Here is a 16,474-nt window from a genome sequence, read left to right as displayed (position 1 = left end):
GTCTCAGCTAACGGCGCCCGGTAACGCATTTGTCCTTGCTGCAGCTGTCGTCGGAGGTGTGCGGCGTGGCATTTCGGCCTGGTCGATGAGCCATTTCCGGTAGGCGCCGGCCAGGGCATCGTTGCGGATATGTCCGCGTTCCAGACGCGAAATGATGGAAACCCATTGACCAAGTTCGCCGGCGACGGTCGTTAAGGTCATGCCGAGGTCTGTCCGCCTGCGGCGGAGGTCGGAGTTGTCGGGTGCGGGCCGGGGATTGGTGATCTGACGGTAGATTTCCCTGGCTGCGTAGCGTTTGAGGCAGCGCATGATTTCGCGTTTGCTCTTTCCCTCTGACGTGCGTTTAGCCACGTACTCCTTGGTCCGTTGGCACGAGCCCATGCGCACCAGAACAACCTGGTGCAAGGCATTATTGGCGCTGCGGTCGCCGCCCCTGCTGAGCCGGTGGCGGGTTGTCTTGCCCGATGAGGCTGGCACCGGGGCGACGCCGACGAGCGAAGCGAACTGGGCCTCGTTCCCCAGACGGTCCGGATTGTCCCCGACGGTGATCAACAACTGGCTGGCCACTTCGGTTCCGACTCCTGGGAGATCACAAAGCATCGGAGCATAGCCGTCCAGGATTTCCTTGAGTGCAGCGTCAGCAGCCGCGATTTCCGTTCCCAGCGCTTGGCATCGGGCTGCCAACGCCTTGAGCGTCAGCAGAGTCACGTACTCGGGGTCAGCCATATGCCCGGAAGGTCTCGTGCGCTGCAGGGCAGGAATCAGCGCTGAGGTGGCCAGCGCCCGGTATTTCGCCCGGATCTTGTCCGGGGCTGAAACGAGGAGCGCCTTGATCTGGTTGATGGCCGCAGTGCGGGCCTTGATGGCTGATGCGCGCCCGGAACGTACGATCCGCAGGCATTCGACGGGGCCGTCTTTGGCCTTAGGGATCGCCTTGGTCCGCCCCTCGAGCACGGACTTGGCGGCCTGGTAGGCATCCAACGGGTCTGACTTCCCTTTGAGGCGACGGGCGGCCCGGTTCGGGCGGTTTACCTCCAGCACGGTGAGCCCTTCACCCCGAAGAGTTCGGGCGAGTTCGGCACCGTAGGAGCCTGTTCCTTCGACCCCGACGGCTACGACTGTGCCGTAGGAAGTGATGAAGTCGATGATTTTCCGGTATCCGGATCCCACGGCCAGGAATTCCCTGTCTGCAAGGGGTTTGCCGTGTTCGTTGATCACGGCTACGTGGTGTGTGTCGGCGTGGGTGTCGATACCCGCGATGACTTTTATTGGTTCGCTTGCCAAGATGGAAATTGCCCCTCAGTCGCGTCGAATGCTGATTGATCGGGCGCGGGCCAGGTGGGCAGACAAAACGGTAATGGGACTGGTCGTATCAGGCTCCTATGAGGTCATGTCCGCCTGGCCCGACACCCCTTTTAACGGACCTTGAGCCGGCGGACAGATCGTCGGGAAGACAGTGCCGCCTGGTACGTCAATTTTTGGCTGGGTCACGCCGGCTCAAGGACTGTTCCAGTATTACCGTTTTGGCTGCTGTCCTGACGGATTGTACGTGTCCGCTCCGGCCCGTCTAGCCCCTCCTTCGTCGGGGCCTGCGTGACGGGAATTTCCCTGCGGCGCTCCTTCGTCGCTGATTTCCTCCGGGAATTTCCCGCCCCTTGCCCTTGCGGGTAGACAGGCCTCCGTCGGCCACAGCTCCGCAAGCTTCGCCAGCAGCCAAAACAACAAGGGGGGAGAGGGGACACTAGCCGGTCACCAGGCCGCCCCCGGCACCGATTTGGTCCGCGTCCGCACCCGTTCCCAGCCGCTTGACAGACATAGAAGCGTCGGGGGAGAAGGGGAGCTGGCCGGTCACCTGAGCCGCCCCACCCACCGGAATCCTCAGCAAAGGACTTTCAACCATGAACGACGCAATCCGCATTTCCAGCCCCGCCGACATCCTCGGCTTCATCCCGCACACGCTCGGGTTCACACCCCGGGAGTCCTTCGTGTTCCTGACCCTGCGCGAGAACACCCTCGGCGCGACGCTCCGCGTTGACGCGCCCCTATTCGGGGACGCCGTCGGTTTCGCACGGTCCATGGTGAACTACCTCGCGGTAGACGAACAGGCCACCGCAGTCCTGCTGGCCATCTACACGGACGACGCACCGGCCGCGTCGGCGCCGCGCCCGTTCCACGACCACGTCGAAGCCGTGATTCAGGAACTGGAGATTGCTGGAACCCCGCTGAAGGACGCGTGGCTGGTCACCTCGGAGCACTGGCAGAACCTGCTGTGCGACAGCGACGCCGGGTGCTGCCTGCCCGAACCGCTGGAATCCATCACCGACGGGCAACTGAACGCAGAACTGATCTTCCGGGGGAGCAGCTACCAAAAGGAACCCGGCACCACCTACGCGCTGTTTACCGGTCCCGCGGACACCGCCGAGCAGATCCGCGAAGCCCTGCCCGGAGTATTGGCCGGAGAGCTGCACAGCGGCCGGACACTGTGGGCAGATGCCCTGACCCGGGACGGTTGGACGGACCCGGCAACGGCGGTGGCTTTGCTGGCTTGCTTTCAGCGCCCTGACCTGCGCGACGTGATGTTCTGCAACGTGATCGATCCGGAACAGCCCGACGCGGAGGGAAGCGGCGACCTTCTGATCGGGCAGGGAATCGCGCCGGACTGGAACCGGGTCGACCGGGCCCAGGAACTGGCGCGGCTCCTGATCGACGCGGCGCCGGAAGGCTACCGGGCGCCCCTGTTGACCCTGATCGGCTGGCTGGCGTACCTCAAGGGCCAGTCATCTGTGGCCGGTGACCATTTCGCCCTGGCCATCGCTGACACGCCTGGCTACCGGCTCGCTGAACTGATGGAACAGCTGGTGAACCGGGGAACCATCGCCCCGGTCGCGCAGGACGCCGCCACCGCGTATAAGAGGCACCGCTAAAAAGAACGGGGGCCGGACCGGTATCGGTTCGGCCTCCTCCGCGGTGGCGGCCTCCCCCGCTGGCGCTCCTCCGGCCGCCGATCAACGCTGACGCGGGCGAAGCAACAGGGGCGAGGCAAAAGACTGCCGTCGGGCTACAGTGAGAAGGCAACGGACCCGACTCACGCCACGGAGCAGAACCTTGAGCCACGACTTCATCCTCACGGACGACGACGCCGCACCCGCCGGCGCCACCCATGCCCAGGACGTGCTCGAGCTGTCCCTATTGACCATGGCTCAGGGTCCCTCCGCCGCCGTTGACATTTGCTGGGAAAAATCCCCGCTGGACTAAGTACTCCCCAGCGACGACGCTGCCCCACAGGTTTCCTTTTGCTGAGGGAAAAACAGAGGCCGGCCCCAAAAGGGCCGGCCTCACCCGTTAATACGCGCGGCTCCCACCTGCCGTTGCCCTTCCGGCCAAGATGCAGCGCCCGCGCCGGGAGGAAAGGTCCTCGCTGCGCTCGGGCTGTAGAAGCGTTTTTCTGTTTTTTGCTGCTGTCCGGTGGATCGTACGTGCCCGCTCCACCGGCTCAACCGTCCTGCGGACGGCTACGCACCGGATGCCTTGTGTCGGCGCTTCGCTTATTTCCTCCCACAATCCATCCGCTGCTTGCCCTTCGGGTTGCCCCGGCTCCGTCGGGCACAGCTACGCGCTGCTCCGCCAGCAGGCAAAAACATGGTGGGGAGACGGAATCCGGTACGTCAGGCACCCGCCCCGCCCCAGCGAAACGGAGCAACCACCTCATGAACACAACGACCATGACCCGAACGGTGGCGTAAAGGGCGGTGGTTCAGGTGGTGTCCCTTAAAGGATCCCCTTGCGGGCAGCGTACGGCGCCAAATAGGGCCGCAAAAGACCGCAATTTAACGCCGAAAGTCACACGCCACTTCGATGAGCGATCGAGGCCGGGATTCTCGATTCAAACTGTTCTTGAAATCCTTCGTTTGCGAGAAATGTCTCCCGACCAATGCGCGCCATGCGGGAACGTCCTCCGAGGGTGAGAGCCTTCTCGAGCAGACCGCCTCAGCTGTGCAAACGAGTATTGAAATGTATGCAGACGACTTCGGAAAATGACAGCAGTTCCCGCGGCCTAGGAACAGTGGAAGTGCGCGTTGTACGTATAAATATGTATAGGAAAATGCTCGAGATAGGCGGTAAAACCACTAGTCATTCAGTTGAATGATTGCTAAAATTGAAGTAGCAAGTCAGCCAGACGAACGAAACTCAGTTGATACGAAACCAGGTACTGAAAATGACTGCTTCACCTACCGCTTACACGGTTTACACCAAGCCCGAGTGCCCCAACTGCGAGAAGACGAAGGAGTACTTCGACTCCAGGGGCATCACCTACACGTCCGTGGACATCACCGAAGTGCCCGCGGCCCTGGAGTACATCACCGCTGAACTGGGCTACTCCCAGGCTCCCGTTGTTGTGAACAATTCTGATGATCAGGACCACTGGTCTGGGCTTCGGCGCGACAAGCTCGTGCATGCCGGCATGACCCACAAGGCTGCGTGAGAGGCCGTGACCGGCACCATGGAAGAGGACCGGTTTCCGATCCTGCCCCGCGCACTCTACAACGAGGACGAATGGTTCGGCCTCGAGGCCAACCCTGAAGGCACCATCAGCGTCCCCTTCGTGGACCACTACGCCCCGTACCCGGACTGGACCGGGTTCGAGGACGAGAACGACACCCGGAACCCCCTCTCTCGAAAGGCACCCACCCTCATGGCCGGAGAAACCACGATCACCGTCATCGGCAACCTCACCAACGATCCCGAGCTGCGTTTCACCCCGAGTGGATCAGCGGTCGCGAACTTCACCATCGCCTCCACACCCCGGACCTTCGACCGTGCCTCCAGTGAGTGGAAGGACGGCGAGACGCTTTTCCTCCGGGCGTCCGTGTGGCGCGAAGCCGCTGAGAACGTCGCCGAGTCCCTGACCAAGGGCATGCGCGTCATCGTTTCCGGTCGGCTGAAGTCCCGCTCTTACGAAACCAAGGAAGGCGAAAAGCGCACCGTGATCGAACTCGAAGTCGATGAAATCGGCCCCTCGCTCCGGTACGCCAAGGTCAACAGAACCCAGCGCAGCTATCAAGGCGGGCAGGCAGGTAGTGGTTTCGGCGACCAGGGGAACGGTAGCAGGGGCTCGCAGTCAGCCCCGCAGGATGACCCGTGGGGTATCCCGGCGGCCAGTACCGCCGGCGGCTGGGGGACCGGCCCCGACTCTGAACCGCCGTTCTAAGCGTTGAAAAGTAGTAGTAGGAGTAGTAGCGTTACTACTCCTACTACTGGAGAAGCCGCCATGATGACGAGTGTGAAAGACCGTGTGTTTGCCGCCGCCGAGCAGATCAGCGCCGAGCGCCGCCCGACCGTCTCCACGGTCCGTGCCGCCGCGGGTGTCAGCAACGCGGACGCTACCCGGTATCTGAAGGAATGGAACGAGGAGAAGCTCGCTGCCGGGGGACAGGTGGCCGCGACGCCGGCCGCTCTGCTCGAGCAGGCGACCCGGCTCGCCGCGGCCTGCTGGGCCGAGGCCTCGACCCAGGCCGCCGAACGGCACGCCGCGGTCGAGGCGGCGTGGGCGCAGGAACGCAAGGACAAGGACCAGGAAATCGCCGAACTGGTGGCGGATCTGGACAGGGCCGCCGTGGAGAAGGAATCCGCGGCCGCGGACTTCCAGGCCCGCATCACCGCCGTGGAGTCAGGAGTGAAGGCTTTGGAGCAGCGGCTGGCCGCCCTGGGTTCGGAGCTCGACGAAGCACGTGCGGCAGAACGTGCTGCCGCGGGCGCGGCAGCGGAGGCGGAGAAGAAGCTCGCCAGCGCCGAGGCGCGCAGCACCACCTTGGAGACGGTACACAACGCGTTGCTGCAACGCGTTGCCCCGGAGGCAAAGGCTCCCGGTGCCTAAGAAGACCAAATCCTTCTCGCCCTACTTCACTGAATCCGACGCCGATCAGGTGCGCGCGGCCGTCCAGGAAGCCGGGCATCTCGAGGGGTACGCGTCCATTAGCGACCTGATCGAGGCGGCGACGCTGCGGGAAGTGAAGCGGCTGCAGCGCAAATACAACGGCGGCAGGAAATGGCCGGGGGTCCCCGCGGGGGAACTCCGCCCCGGGCAGCGCACCCGCGAAGAAATCCGACACCGGAACGAGGACAAGTAAGCATGCCGAAATCGAGCAACGACATCGAGGAAATGCCAGCATTTGAACCGGGGCAGCCGAGGTTCCCGCGGCTGCTGACTCTCGCCCAGGTCAGGGAGATCCTGAACGTGGGCATGCCGGCCGTATACGCCTTGGTTTCATCGGGGGAGCTGCGTGCCCTGCAGCTTAGTGGAGGCCGCCGCATGTGGCGTGTCAGTGAGGATGACCTCGCGGACTACCTGGAGCGCTGCTACCAGGAGACCCAGGAACGCATCGCCGCCGGAACCATCAAGGCTGAAGCCCTCGACGGCGAGGACTGAAGCAACGGTCATCGCCTTGGCTGTCAGTGGCAGGTGAAAGGATCTGAGAATGGACTTCGAACACGCCGTTCAGGCCTGGACCGTAGGGCAGTTGCGTGACGCCCTCGCCGGGCTGCCTGATGACCTGCCAATCATCGTGGACGTCGCCGAGGAACCGGGTGGCGATACCGTTCAGGAGCAGGTTGTCGTCCATGCTGGTTTCGGTCACGGAGTCGATGGCCGGGGGGAGCCGTTCGTTGGGAGGGAGTTTCGGATCGGCTGTGAGTTCCCATCGGGAACCTCTCTGCAGCGCGACCGATAACGGCCACCTGGCGACAGAGTCTTCCCGGCCTAACAACAACGGATTGGAGCAGCGAGAAGCCATGAGCGATGACGGGACGAACTACGTAGCTGGCCTTGCAACGCGCTGGGCTGGAACCGACCCCATGGAGCAGTGGGTGAATGCGGCCCCCGAGGGCGGGCGAACACCGCTTGAGGAGACCATCCGGGAGTACCTGGGTAGCCATAACCCGTTCCCTGACGAGAGCGCCGTTGAAGTTTTGCGCGGCGATGGGTCCAGCTGGGAGCAGGCTGTCATCGTTGAACGCGTTGGAGTGGACGAGTGGACCGTGGAGTACCAGGACGGCGAGCAAGCATGGCGCGACCATCACGAGCTGCGGCCGGCGGCCGGGCAGGACCAGGCCATTCCGGACGGCGATGTCCCTGCCGACGGTTAGAGGATCCAGCCCCACAGCAGCATGAAGGCCGGCACCAATGTGCCGGCCTTCGTCGTCGTGGCGGTTGTTGGTGATGCCGGTCTGTGCGGTTGGTGCCATTGCGTGGATTCACGCGGGCCTGCCGGTGTTTGGTGGTGACGTGCGGCCGCCCTGCCGCTTGTGGTTGTCACCGCCGGTGACCAGGCTGGAAGCCCCCGGGCGGCCTTGGAAGCCGCTCACTGCTGGCGGTTCCCTCGCTGCCCAACCACGCCCCCGCCTGGACGGGGTGTGTTGTCCCTGCTGAAAGAATCCTGACCCGCACGGCGGGTTGGCCGGCGGCGCCGGTCTTGGTCCATGGGGAAGGGCTCCGTTGGTGACCGATCGGTTCCCAGGCTGTGCACATTCGCCGGTCCCGGCGGTGACATTCCTTCCTGCGGTGTCCTGGCGTTTGTGTGCAGCCGGTCAGGTGGGTCCCGTCGTCCACATGGGTGCGAGAAAAGCCCGAAGGAATCTCAATAGGGATTGTCAAGGACATGCTGGGGGAGAGCGGGCTACACGTTGAGCTGGAACCAGTCCGGTTTGGCGATGGATACCAGACTCACTTGTCCGTGAGTTCTCGTGTTAGGAACTCGAGTGCCAGGAAGATCGGCTGCCATGCCTTACGTTCGGCAATGTGTTCCGCATATGCCTTCTCACGCTTCTCACTTCGGTGCGGTTCTTAGGCTTGGGGGAGCATTTCAGTAGGCGTCAAGACCATCCCTACCTCGCGGCAGGTGGGCAATGGGATTGCGAATCGTGTCGCTGACAGATTTCGTGATCTGCTCAAAGGATACTGACGCCATGATCAGGTCCGCCAAGCGACTCGCACTAATGCTGTCCCTCACCCTTGCCGGGGTCTTGGTAGGCGTCGGCCATGCGTCGGCCACCGCCTATTCTCCGATACCCACTCTCATCGGATCCACATCGCCGTGCAAGAACGTCGTATGGATCGGTGCCGAAGGCTCCGGTCAGACGTACTCTCAGTGGAACGGACTCGGCGACGAGGTGCGCGAAGGACTCGATGCGTACGCGTCGCACATGGACGGATACACCATCGGGTACTACCCCGTGCCGTACCCGGCGATGGCCGTTCCTGATGCGGACTTGCTGCTGCTCAATGGGTCCATTCGCAAACAATATTTCGCATCAGTCGACTCTGGGGTGAAAGAGACTCTGACATTTCTCCGAGCCCGTTATTCGATGTGCCCCCATGAGCGTTATGTCTTAGCGGGTTACTCCCAAGGTGCCATGGTCATGCACCGCACTCTGCAACAGGTACTCACGGCTAGCGGCACCGACACTGCGATGGGTCGCTCAGTGACACCGCGTATCGATGGGGTCCTGGCCATTGCTGACGGAGATCGGTACTCCAATCAGAACGGCTCGACCTACGGCACGGCCACGGCCGATGCATCCGGTGTGTCTTGGGCGCCTCTGGCAAAGGGAATCAGGTACACATACCCTCCCGTAGCCACTGTTGGCGCGCCTAGCCCGACCTGGTCACCCTCACGATTCCACTCCGTTTGCGACGCAGGTGACCTTGTCTGCGATTTCAACCATTTGAGCCTGACCGATGGCTTACGGATCCACTCCTATGACTACAAACCTGGCGGTGCTGGAGTGGCCTTCGTGGATTCGGCAGCAACTAACATCTCTAAGACAACTAAGCTAGCTCTTCCCCGAGTGACTACGAGAAGCACTGCATTACCGAACGGTGACCTTGCTAGTCCGTATCAGGTCGATCTGAACACCTCTATCGAGTCGGGTTCCGCCCCGTACCGGTGGACCCTGGAATCAGGCAGCGCCCCCGGTCTTTCGTTGTCGCAGAACGGCATTCTGGCCGGAACGTTTTCAACGACCGGCCAGGCCACAGTCGTCGTTACAGTGGTCGACAGTCAGGAGATGTCCGCCACGATCACATACAACATCTTCGTCGGCGGTTCGACGTCCACGCGGATCACGGTCGGCTCCTTGACTCTGGATTACCCCTCGTCACAGTGGGCCAATGTAGGCCAGCCGATGGGCAATGACAGCGATGCTCAGGATCTGACAAATGACACGACTCGTGTCACCCTTGGTCCAAATGATTGTGTGGGTTGTAGTCCAATGGTTCATGCGGAACTTCAAGTCGCTCCATATTCTGTGTCGGAATCCGATGTCATGAGTTGGAGTGGCGGGCCCTCCCTGGAGACGGTGCCTCCGATCACGATCGGAGGAGTGACATCGACATGGCAGGGCCGTTTCCAGGAGCCCGGCCTGCCAGCCGGCCAAACGTACCTCGCCTACGGTTTTCCTGACAAGAACCTGTATGTCACGTACCGGCGTGGCTGGGGCGCTGGTTGGGTTTACCCATCCCAGGCCCTTACTGACCTTCTGGCGTCCGGTGTCTGGTCGGGGTAGTGATGCCCAGGAGAGGCCCTAGGGTGTGTTGTTAAAACTCGCTTCTAGCCACGCGAGAGATGCAGCGAGTTGAACAGCGGCAAGGAACTTGCGTGCGGTCTTGTCTGACCTCATGGCTCGACGCCCTTCTTCTGGTCAGAAGCCGACTGGGGAAGGTTGTCGATACGGAGTGCCGTCGCGGAGCATGGCCCAGAGGACGTTGAGGCGTCGTCTGGCCAGGGACAGGACTGCTTGTTTGTGGTTTTTGCCTTAACTTCGTTTGCGCTGGTAGTAGGTGCGGCTTTGGGGGCAGTAGCGTGCTGCTGATTGGGCTGCGAGGTAGAAGGCGTTGAGCAGCCGACGGTCGTAGCGTTTGGGGCGGTGGAAGTTGCCGCTGATGCGTCCTGAGTCGCGGGGAACTGGCGCCAGCCCGGCGACGCCGGCCAAGCGGGCGACGTTGTCGTAGGCGGTGATGTCGCCGCCAGTGGCAGCGAGGAATTCGGAGGCGAGCAGCGTGCCGAAGCCTGGCATGCTGAGGAGGATCTCTGCATGTTGGTGTGCCCGGAATCGGGCTTCGATTCGCTTCTCTGTCTCTGCGACTTGTCCGTGGAGGTCGAGAATGGTGCGTGCGAGAGCTGCTACGAGCTCGGCGCCTATTTCTTGGGCTTGCACTGTGGTGTCCTGGGCACGGGCGGCTGCAACTGCTCTCGAAGCGATGGTCTTAGCGTTGTAGCAGCCTTGGCTGCGGAGCCAGGAGGCGATGCGGGTTTTGCCGGCCCGGCGGATGCCGGCCGGGGTCGTGTACTTGGTGAGGAGGACTACTGCGGCCTTGATCATGGCGTAGTCGAAGGCTGCTTCCAGGGCGGGGAAGTATTCGAGCAGGATGGCACTGAGTCTGTTGATCGCGCGGGTGCGGTCGCAGACGAGGTCAGTGCGCCTGGAGATGAGCAGTCGTAGGTCGGTACTGATCTGATCGTTGCTTCGGATGGCGTCGAGGTCCCGGCGCATTCGTGTCTGGTCGGCGATGATGGCTGCGTCTTTGGCGTCTGATTTGCCGTCCCCACGGTACGTTCGGGCGGCGTGGTAGATGGACCTTCCAGGGATGTAGACCAGCGGCTGGTGGTGTGCTTCAAGAACTCCAATGAGGAGCGCGGCACCGCCCCGGTTCAGGTCAGTTGCCCAGAGGACTTTCCTCCCTGCGGCCAAGGCGTCGACGTCGGCGAGAAGTTCAATGAGTGCGGCCTCATCGTTGGCTACTCTGCGGGACAGCAGCCGGTTACCTTCGTCGTCGATGAGCACGCAGTGGTGATGAGCTTTTCCGGCGTCGATGCCGGCCCAGAGTTCAGGCATATACCCCTCCATCGCGTTGTCCAGTTATGGGCCCAAGCGGATGGCCGCGCCGTCGTGTCCTTACATTGCGATCGGGTCGCTTCTCTCAATTAGCGGTCGAGCCATCTCGGGTTGCCGGGCGGCCATTCCTTCGGAGCCGTCACTCAAAGTCCGGCGTTTAGCTTTTAGCCATACCCGGCACCCCTGGGTTGGTCGAGAGCCTACAACGCCCCCAATCCAGCCTCAATCACCGTAAGGAATATTGCTTTTGCCGTGCCTGTGTGGGTGAGAGGGTTTTAGTGATCCTGCGCGGTTTCTTCGTCGGCTGGGCCGGCTTGTGCTGTGGTCTCGGTGTTGGTGCCGGCGGTTTTGGCCTGGGCTTTGCGGCGGCGGCCTGCTGCGGCTGGTTCGAGGCCGAGCTTCTTGAGTTCCTCGGGGCTCCAGCCGTCTCGGGTGGCACGCACGTAGGCGCGTTTGTCGTCGCGTTCGGCGGCGGTGAGCTGGTCTTTGAGGTCGGTCACGCGCTGGCGTGCCTGGACGAGTTCTTCGACGGACTTGATGCGTGAGTTGAGCAGGGCGCGGGCTTGGTTTTTGGTTTCTTCGATGTTGATGGAAGCCATGGTGTTCGGGTGCCTTTCGTGGTGGTGCTGTTTAGCGTTCGAGGGCGGGGGAGATGCGGTGCGGGCGCGCTGCACCTGTCGATGCCGACGCGGTGGTGTCTTCGTGGTGGAGGGCTGCGCCCGGGTGGTGCGGGAAGGAGATCCCGGCGAGTCGTATCGACGCCGGCAACGGCACCTCGTCGCTTCCCATCCTCTGTTCATGGTGGTCGATGATTTCCTCGAGCGTTACCCGGTCGCTGGAGCGGATCACGTCTGCGGTAGGTGGGATCTCCCTGGCGATCATCAGGGCCAGAAGTTCGGTGCGGTGGCGTTCCTGAGGGGGCAGTGCTGCTTCGATGCTTCGCACCAGTTCCGGAAGCACCCATTGCTGATCTGATGTCAGAGGGGATGCTGCATCGTTGCCAGTGCCAGATGCGGCAGGACCTTTGGAAACTTCCGCACTGTTTGGGAGGTGCATCTCGATGGTGAGGGCATAACCGCTATCGGCGATGCGGGCTCTTGTTCCGGTGAGTTCCTGCAGGTGGCCGGTGGCGACATTATCGATGCTTCCGCATACCTGGTCGGTGCCGCCGATGAGACGGTCTTCGGCAACCCTTAACCGGGCAAGGTTGGCCCGGTTGAGGTTCCGGTCAACTCGGAGTTCGACAAAGACCTGCGCTGGAGCTGAGGCGGTTGCCTGCTCGTACGTGGACCAGGTGACGCGGGCCGCCGGCTCGTGTGCGTAGTCGTGTTCTGTGAGCATGTTTCCCCCCAAGGTTGGCTGTGCAGACGGTGTCAGCCTATCTGCCGGAGAGCCCGTGGCCGGTGACCCGTGGTCGGCGGGTCGGAAACCAATTTGAGGCGGAGCAAGCTATACATTTACACGGGTGTAAATGGGCGTGTCCTGCACTGCTCCTGTGTCGGCGTTTGGCACACTGGCTTGTGTGGTCCCGGGTTTCGGGTCGCTGCGCTGGGCTTTGAGGGGATTGGGGGAGTGCGTGTCTGAAGAGGATGTGCCGCGCTCCCGGGTCTCGAAGCGGCGGCGTGCGAATTCCCCGGCGGGGTCGAAGAAGCGCCGTGATGTCTGGGTGACGGCTGAGGAGGAAGCGGCCCTGGTGGCCCGGGCAGCGAGGGAGAGGGTCACTGTCCCGAACCTGCTGCTCACGGCCGCGTTGTCGGAGGGGTCGGAGACGCCGACGGAGCGGCGGGCGGCGATGGCTGAACTGATGGCGATTCATACGTTGTTGGCGCGGGTGTCGAACAACGTGAATCAGATTGCCCGGCACGCCAACGCCGGCGATGAATTTCCCCAGGACGCGGCGGCGGCTTTGGCGTATGTGCGTGAGGTTGCGATGCGGATTGACCGGACGATTGAGGGGTTGATGTAGGCGATGATTCCGAACATCACCCGCGGGTCCCGGATGTCCGGGCTGCTCCTTTACCTGGCCTCCACTGATACGGATAAGACGAAGAATTCGCACAGGGATCCACACATGGTCGCGGGGGACGCGGCGATCATGGCATGGTACGACGACGGGGTCCTCGACCGTGATGACGCGGTCGCGATTGCGAAGCATCTGGATCAGCCGCGCAAGGCGTTCGGCGTGGAGGTGTTGCAGAAGGATTTCCGCTGGGACCCGGTCAAGAAGGAACGCGTACCGAACGGGCACAAGCAGGCCGACGTGTGGCACTGCTCGCTGAGCCTCCGCGCCGAGGAAGGCGCCCTGACCGATCAGCAGTGGGGGGATATCGCGAACGACTTCGTCGACGCGATGGGCTTCACCGAAGCCAGCGGCAAAGCCCAGTGCCGCTGGGTCGCGATCAACCACGGAACGAGTGAGAACGGCAACCACCACATCCACATCGCCGTGTCCCTCGTCCGGGAAGACGGCACCAAAGCCTCCACCCACGGCGACTACAAACGCGCCCAGCAGACGTGCCGGGAACTGGAAACCAAGTACGGGCTCGAGGAACTCTCGTCCGTGCACGCCACCCGCGGTTACGACCGGGCCGAGAAAGCCACCGCTGTACGTGATGACCGGGAAATGCACCGTTCTTCGTTGGCCCGGAAGGTACGTGCTAGCGCGGGTGCCTCGGCCACCGAGGCGGAGTTCGTCCGCCGTGCCCGTGACACAGGAATGTTGGTCCGGCCGCGCTACGCGAAGAACACCACCGACGTCATTGTTGGCTACTCCGTCGCCGAGCGGCCGAAGCCTGGAGAGCGTCCGATTTGGTTCGGCGGCGGCACCCTCGCCACGGACCTCCGCCTCGGCCAACTTCGCCAGGAATGGCAGGACACCCCCCACCTGGCTACCGAGGCCGCAGCGGAATGGAACGCGGCCGCACGCAACAAGCGCAAGGTCTCCAGGACCGGGCCCGAGAACGCGACCCCTTCAGCAGATGTGTGGGTTCAGTACACCCGCAACGCGACGGCATTGGCGGACCAGCTGCGCACGATTCCGCGGGATGATCACGCGACTTGGGCGAAAGCTGCGCGCGAGGTTTCCGGTGCCTTTGCAGCCTGGTCGCACCGGCTGGAGCCGACGCCAGGGCCCCTGGCGGCCACGGCAGCTGAGCTGTCCCGCACAGCCCAACTGCGGGCTCCCCGGCAGCACAGCAAACCCGTCGCGCTGCCCTCGATCGCCGGCACAGCGATGTTGTTCATGGCCGCGTCAAGCAAGAACAAGACGGCCGCGCAAACCGCGCTCATGGTGCAGCTGATCAACACCGCCTTCGCGGTGTACGAAATGCATGCCCAGTCCGGCCGGGCAAGGGAAGCCCGGCGCATCCGGTCAGTGGTGGAGAACCAGCTGGCCCCCTTCACTGCCACGATGCCCAAGGCCGTATCAGTGGGCGCTGCGCAGCAGCCGTCTGCAGAGGCGGCAATGCCTCCCAGGGCGATAGATATTGCCCGCCGCGGTATGGCTCCCATCCGGCCGGGATCAGTGGTTCCCACGACACCCACCCCGGCCAAGACCTATCCGCCCAGCCGGCGCGACTCCGGACCGGGACTCGACCGATAAATCTCACCACCAAGTGCAAGGGGAACACCATGAGTGAATCAGACGGCATCGACGACTTTCTCGACAATGGGATGCGGCAATCCCTGATGATCGCCGCACGCATCGCCGAAACGCTGACACGCCGCCGGCAGGAGACCCAGCGACAGCAGGAACACCACGACACCCAGGCAGCGCACGAAGCCCAGGCACGACTCGCAGCCGAGCGCACCGCCGCCCACGCGGCCCTGGCAGGGGTTGACAGGGACCAGTGGTGGGACAAGGCACAGCCGGTTGACATTGCCACAGCGCACGCAGTCGCCGAAAGCTGGAAAGACCACGACCCCCGAGCGTTGGCGGCCTCAGAACGCATCCGACAGGAAGTCCTGACCCGCTACGGCATCGACACCCACGACGTCGGGGCCGACGCCGCTTACCTGGAGTCAGGCATCCGCACCATCTCCGGTAAGGGGGAGCAGCCGGGCCAAGGCCAGGACGACCACCAAGCCCTGCTGGCACAGGCCAGCGCCTGGGCCGCGGAGCACGAGCCTAAGTTCTTTGCCCAGTGGAAGGAGCGCCATGGCTTCGCTGACACCGTCGAAGAGGGACGCTCCAGCGAACGGGCTCTCATCAAGCACTGGGAGACCGTCACAGGCGTCACCGCGAAGCGCGAAGCCGCCGAGCACGAGAAGGCAACGGCCCTGATCGCAGCAGCCCGGGCCGAAGAGCTCCGCGCCCAGGCTGAGAAACTCGCACCGGAAATGGAACGCCACCAGGTGCCCGTCGCATACCTGGCGAATCCTGAGCTGGCACAGGCCCTGCAGCGGGCGCACAACGCGAAAACCCCCACCGCCGTTACAGCCGCCGACGCGGAGATTAAGGAGCGGATGTTCCTCATCGGTAAGGATGGCATAAACGGCCCCGACATTGACCGGCTCCGCACTGAAACCACCGCCACGATCAACGGTGTCGAGGACTCGCACTTCCAGGACGCCGGGTTCGTGAAGGCCGCCACGGACCTGCACGAAACAAAAATCCTCGCCGAAGGCGGCTTCACCGGCTCCCGGGACACCTCACTGGAGCGACGGTACGAAAAGGCGGAGAAGGACCTTTTTGCCCGAATGGAAAGTGTCGGCCTGGAGATCGAAAATCGGGTCACCGGCAATGAGTCCGGCCGCCTCCTGGACCAGGGACTCAAAGAGGAAAGCGCCTCGGCAGCTGGCTACGGCACGGCCGAACACCACCAAAAGTTCGCCGAATCCCTGTCGAACACCGGCGCGAACGAAACCCAGATCCGTGGCCGCCTCGCCGCCGCCCGCAGCGAAGGCACACACCCCACAGCTGCCATCACCCCCGGCAAAGACGCGGCCAAGGCCAGAAAGACACGGGCCGGGGCAGCCCGAGGCGCCGAACGACGCAAGAGTGGACTCAGCCGCTAGTACACCAATGATCCGGCTGGTCCTTGATGTGCCCGGGAACAACATCCCCATGATGTGTGTTGGAATCACGTCAGCAATGAACACACGGGCATGACCGTGAGAAATGAGAAGCACTTAAAGTGGCAACCGATTACGATGAAGTCCGTTCTGACGTCAAGGAATCTCAGGACCGTTCCCTGGAGGCATTGCAATCCGCGAACGCCCCGGATGCCCGCAGGGTCGTCAGCGAACTTGATGAAGCCGACGCTCTCGATGAAGGCCTGACCCCAGGCGGGGAGATCGTCGCCGAGGAACTCATTGTCCAGGTCATTCCCCAGGCCGCCGACGAATTCACCTGCTACTCCTGCTTCCTGGTCCGGCACCGGTCCCAACTCGCCCGCGAAAGTGGCGGCCACTCCTACTGCATCGAATGCGAAGGCTAGACCGGACGCACCCAACGACCAAGCCCTCGCGACGCGCGGTCTCCCAGCGAATTTTCAGGTGGGCGGGACAAGATCTCGGATGGAGCCCCGGTCAACCGCTATTTGATCCGGGGCTTCGCCAATGTATGGCCACGGCCTCTTGGTTT

Annotated in this window: 17 protein-coding genes and 1 pseudogene; 14 read left to right on the top strand and 4 right to left on the bottom strand. The window is 63.0% G+C overall.

Translation table 11 applies throughout. From position 1 onward, the window contains the following. Window positions 1-3: 3 nt before the first annotated feature. Window positions 4-1,284: an IS110 family transposase gene (locus AB4Y73_RS12825; protein WP_441410707.1), complete on the bottom strand. Its 1,281-nt coding sequence runs from the start codon at window positions 1,282-1,284 to the stop codon at window positions 4-6. Between the two features lie 614 nt (window positions 1,285-1,898). Here AB4Y73_RS12825 and AB4Y73_RS12820 point away from each other — a divergent pair. The 10 genes from AB4Y73_RS12820 (at window position 1,899) to AB4Y73_RS12775 (ending at window position 9,561) form a co-directional block, all read left to right on the top strand. Next, window positions 1,899-2,924 carry a DUF4192 domain-containing protein gene (locus AB4Y73_RS12820; RefSeq protein ID WP_441872121.1) on the top strand — a complete coding sequence of 342 codons (1,026 nt, stop codon included), beginning with the start codon at window positions 1,899-1,901 and terminating at the stop codon, window positions 2,922-2,924. 181 nt (window positions 2,925-3,105) lie between these two features. Beyond that, window positions 3,106-3,255 carry a hypothetical protein gene (locus tag AB4Y73_RS12815; protein WP_441872118.1) on the top strand — a complete coding sequence of 50 codons (150 nt, stop codon included), beginning with the start codon at window positions 3,106-3,108 and terminating at the stop codon, window positions 3,253-3,255. A gap of 961 nt (window positions 3,256-4,216) precedes the next feature. Beyond that, on the top strand, window positions 4,217-4,483 hold the full coding sequence (locus tag AB4Y73_RS12810; protein WP_441872116.1) for a glutaredoxin family protein: 267 nt from the start codon (window positions 4,217-4,219) through the stop codon (window positions 4,481-4,483). 6 nt (window positions 4,484-4,489) lie between these two features. Further along, window positions 4,490-5,209, top strand: a complete 720-nt coding sequence (locus AB4Y73_RS12805; protein ID WP_441872114.1) for a single-stranded DNA-binding protein — start codon at window positions 4,490-4,492, stop codon at window positions 5,207-5,209. A gap of 60 nt (window positions 5,210-5,269) precedes the next feature. Next, window positions 5,270-5,875, top strand: coding sequence for a DNA-binding protein (locus AB4Y73_RS12800; RefSeq protein WP_441872112.1), 606 nt, complete (start codon window positions 5,270-5,272; stop codon window positions 5,873-5,875). After that, on the top strand, window positions 5,868-6,128 hold the full coding sequence (locus AB4Y73_RS12795) for a ParB family protein (protein ID WP_441872110.1): 261 nt from the start codon (window positions 5,868-5,870) through the stop codon (window positions 6,126-6,128). Before AB4Y73_RS12800 ends, AB4Y73_RS12795 begins: the two co-directional genes overlap by 8 nt. A gap of 2 nt (window positions 6,129-6,130) precedes the next feature. Then, a complete protein-coding gene (locus AB4Y73_RS12790; protein WP_441872108.1) occupies window positions 6,131-6,427 on the top strand; it encodes a helix-turn-helix domain-containing protein in 297 nt (98 codons plus the stop codon). A 49-nt stretch (window positions 6,428-6,476) separates the two neighbouring features. Then, the gene (locus tag AB4Y73_RS12785) at window positions 6,477-6,728 is read left to right on the top strand and encodes a DUF6225 family protein (RefSeq protein ID WP_441872106.1); all 252 of its coding nucleotides are present in this window, start codon (window positions 6,477-6,479) and stop codon (window positions 6,726-6,728) included. Window positions 6,729-6,789: 61 nt separating this feature from the next. Beyond that, window positions 6,790-7,143 (top strand): tudor domain-containing protein, encoded by a 354-nt coding sequence (locus tag AB4Y73_RS12780; protein ID WP_441872104.1) that lies wholly within the window; start codon window positions 6,790-6,792, stop codon window positions 7,141-7,143. Window positions 7,144-7,902: 759 nt separating this feature from the next. After that, on the top strand, window positions 7,903-9,561 hold the full coding sequence (locus AB4Y73_RS12775; protein ID WP_441872102.1) for a cutinase family protein: 1,659 nt from the start codon (window positions 7,903-7,905) through the stop codon (window positions 9,559-9,561). 135 nt (window positions 9,562-9,696) lie between these two features. On the opposite strand, the pseudogene AB4Y73_RS12770 reads toward AB4Y73_RS12775, so the two are convergent. The 3 genes and pseudogenes from AB4Y73_RS12770 to AB4Y73_RS12760 form a co-directional block, all read right to left on the bottom strand. Then, window positions 9,697-10,890 (bottom strand): annotated as a pseudogene (locus AB4Y73_RS12770) (IS110 family transposase). A gap of 275 nt (window positions 10,891-11,165) precedes the next feature. Then, window positions 11,166-11,489, bottom strand: a complete 324-nt coding sequence (locus AB4Y73_RS12765; protein WP_441872100.1) for a hypothetical protein — start codon at window positions 11,487-11,489, stop codon at window positions 11,166-11,168. 31 nt (window positions 11,490-11,520) lie between these two features. After that, window positions 11,521-12,231 (bottom strand): hypothetical protein, encoded by a 711-nt coding sequence (locus tag AB4Y73_RS12760; protein ID WP_441872098.1) that lies wholly within the window; start codon window positions 12,229-12,231, stop codon window positions 11,521-11,523. A 235-nt stretch (window positions 12,232-12,466) separates the two neighbouring features. On the opposite strand from AB4Y73_RS12760, the gene AB4Y73_RS12755 reads away from it, so the two are divergent. From AB4Y73_RS12755 to AB4Y73_RS12740, 4 genes are all read left to right on the top strand, one after another. Next, window positions 12,467-12,856 (top strand): MobC family plasmid mobilization relaxosome protein, encoded by a 390-nt coding sequence (locus AB4Y73_RS12755; protein WP_441872096.1) that lies wholly within the window; start codon window positions 12,467-12,469, stop codon window positions 12,854-12,856. A gap of 3 nt (window positions 12,857-12,859) precedes the next feature. Further along, the gene (locus tag AB4Y73_RS12750) at window positions 12,860-14,491 is read left to right on the top strand and encodes a relaxase/mobilization nuclease domain-containing protein (RefSeq protein ID WP_441872094.1); all 1,632 of its coding nucleotides are present in this window, start codon (window positions 12,860-12,862) and stop codon (window positions 14,489-14,491) included. 29 nt (window positions 14,492-14,520) lie between these two features. Further along, window positions 14,521-15,906: a hypothetical protein gene (locus AB4Y73_RS12745; RefSeq protein WP_441872092.1), complete on the top strand. Its 1,386-nt coding sequence runs from the start codon at window positions 14,521-14,523 to the stop codon at window positions 15,904-15,906. Between the two features lie 119 nt (window positions 15,907-16,025). Next, a complete protein-coding gene (locus tag AB4Y73_RS12740) occupies window positions 16,026-16,328 on the top strand; it encodes a DUF4193 domain-containing protein (RefSeq protein WP_441872090.1) in 303 nt (100 codons plus the stop codon). Window positions 16,329-16,474: the final 146 nt, after the last annotated feature.

The sequence above is a fragment of the Pseudarthrobacter sp. TAF60_1 genome (assembly GCF_052113505.1).
Classification (GTDB): Bacteria; Actinomycetota; Actinomycetes; order Actinomycetales; family Micrococcaceae; genus Arthrobacter.
This window is presented reverse-complemented; position numbering and strand designations above follow the sequence as displayed.

Bases quoted from the DNA above. Each gene is read 5' to 3' on its own strand.
- AB4Y73_RS12820 (WP_441872121.1), top strand. From the start codon at position 1,899: ATGAACGACGCAATCCGCATTTCCAGCCCCGCCGACATCCTCGGCTTC.
- AB4Y73_RS12810 (WP_441872116.1), top strand. From the start codon at position 4,217: ATGACTGCTTCACCTACCGCTTACACGGTTTACACCAAGCCCGAGTGC.
- AB4Y73_RS12800 (WP_441872112.1), top strand. From the start codon at position 5,270: ATGATGACGAGTGTGAAAGACCGTGTGTTTGCCGCCGCCGAGCAGATC.
- AB4Y73_RS12790 (WP_441872108.1), top strand. From the start codon at position 6,131: ATGCCGAAATCGAGCAACGACATCGAGGAAATGCCAGCATTTGAACCG.
- AB4Y73_RS12785 (WP_441872106.1), top strand. From the start codon at position 6,477: ATGGACTTCGAACACGCCGTTCAGGCCTGGACCGTAGGGCAGTTGCGT.
- AB4Y73_RS12780 (WP_441872104.1), top strand. From the start codon at position 6,790: ATGAGCGATGACGGGACGAACTACGTAGCTGGCCTTGCAACGCGCTGG.
- AB4Y73_RS12775 (WP_441872102.1), top strand. From the start codon at position 7,903: ATGGGATTGCGAATCGTGTCGCTGACAGATTTCGTGATCTGCTCAAAG.
- AB4Y73_RS12765 (WP_441872100.1), bottom strand. From the start codon at position 11,489: ATGGCTTCCATCAACATCGAAGAAACCAAAAACCAAGCCCGCGCCCTG.
- AB4Y73_RS12760 (WP_441872098.1), bottom strand. From the start codon at position 12,231: ATGCTCACAGAACACGACTACGCACACGAGCCGGCGGCCCGCGTCACC.
- AB4Y73_RS12750 (WP_441872094.1), top strand. From the start codon at position 12,860: ATGATTCCGAACATCACCCGCGGGTCCCGGATGTCCGGGCTGCTCCTT.
- AB4Y73_RS12745 (WP_441872092.1), top strand. From the start codon at position 14,521: ATGAGTGAATCAGACGGCATCGACGACTTTCTCGACAATGGGATGCGG.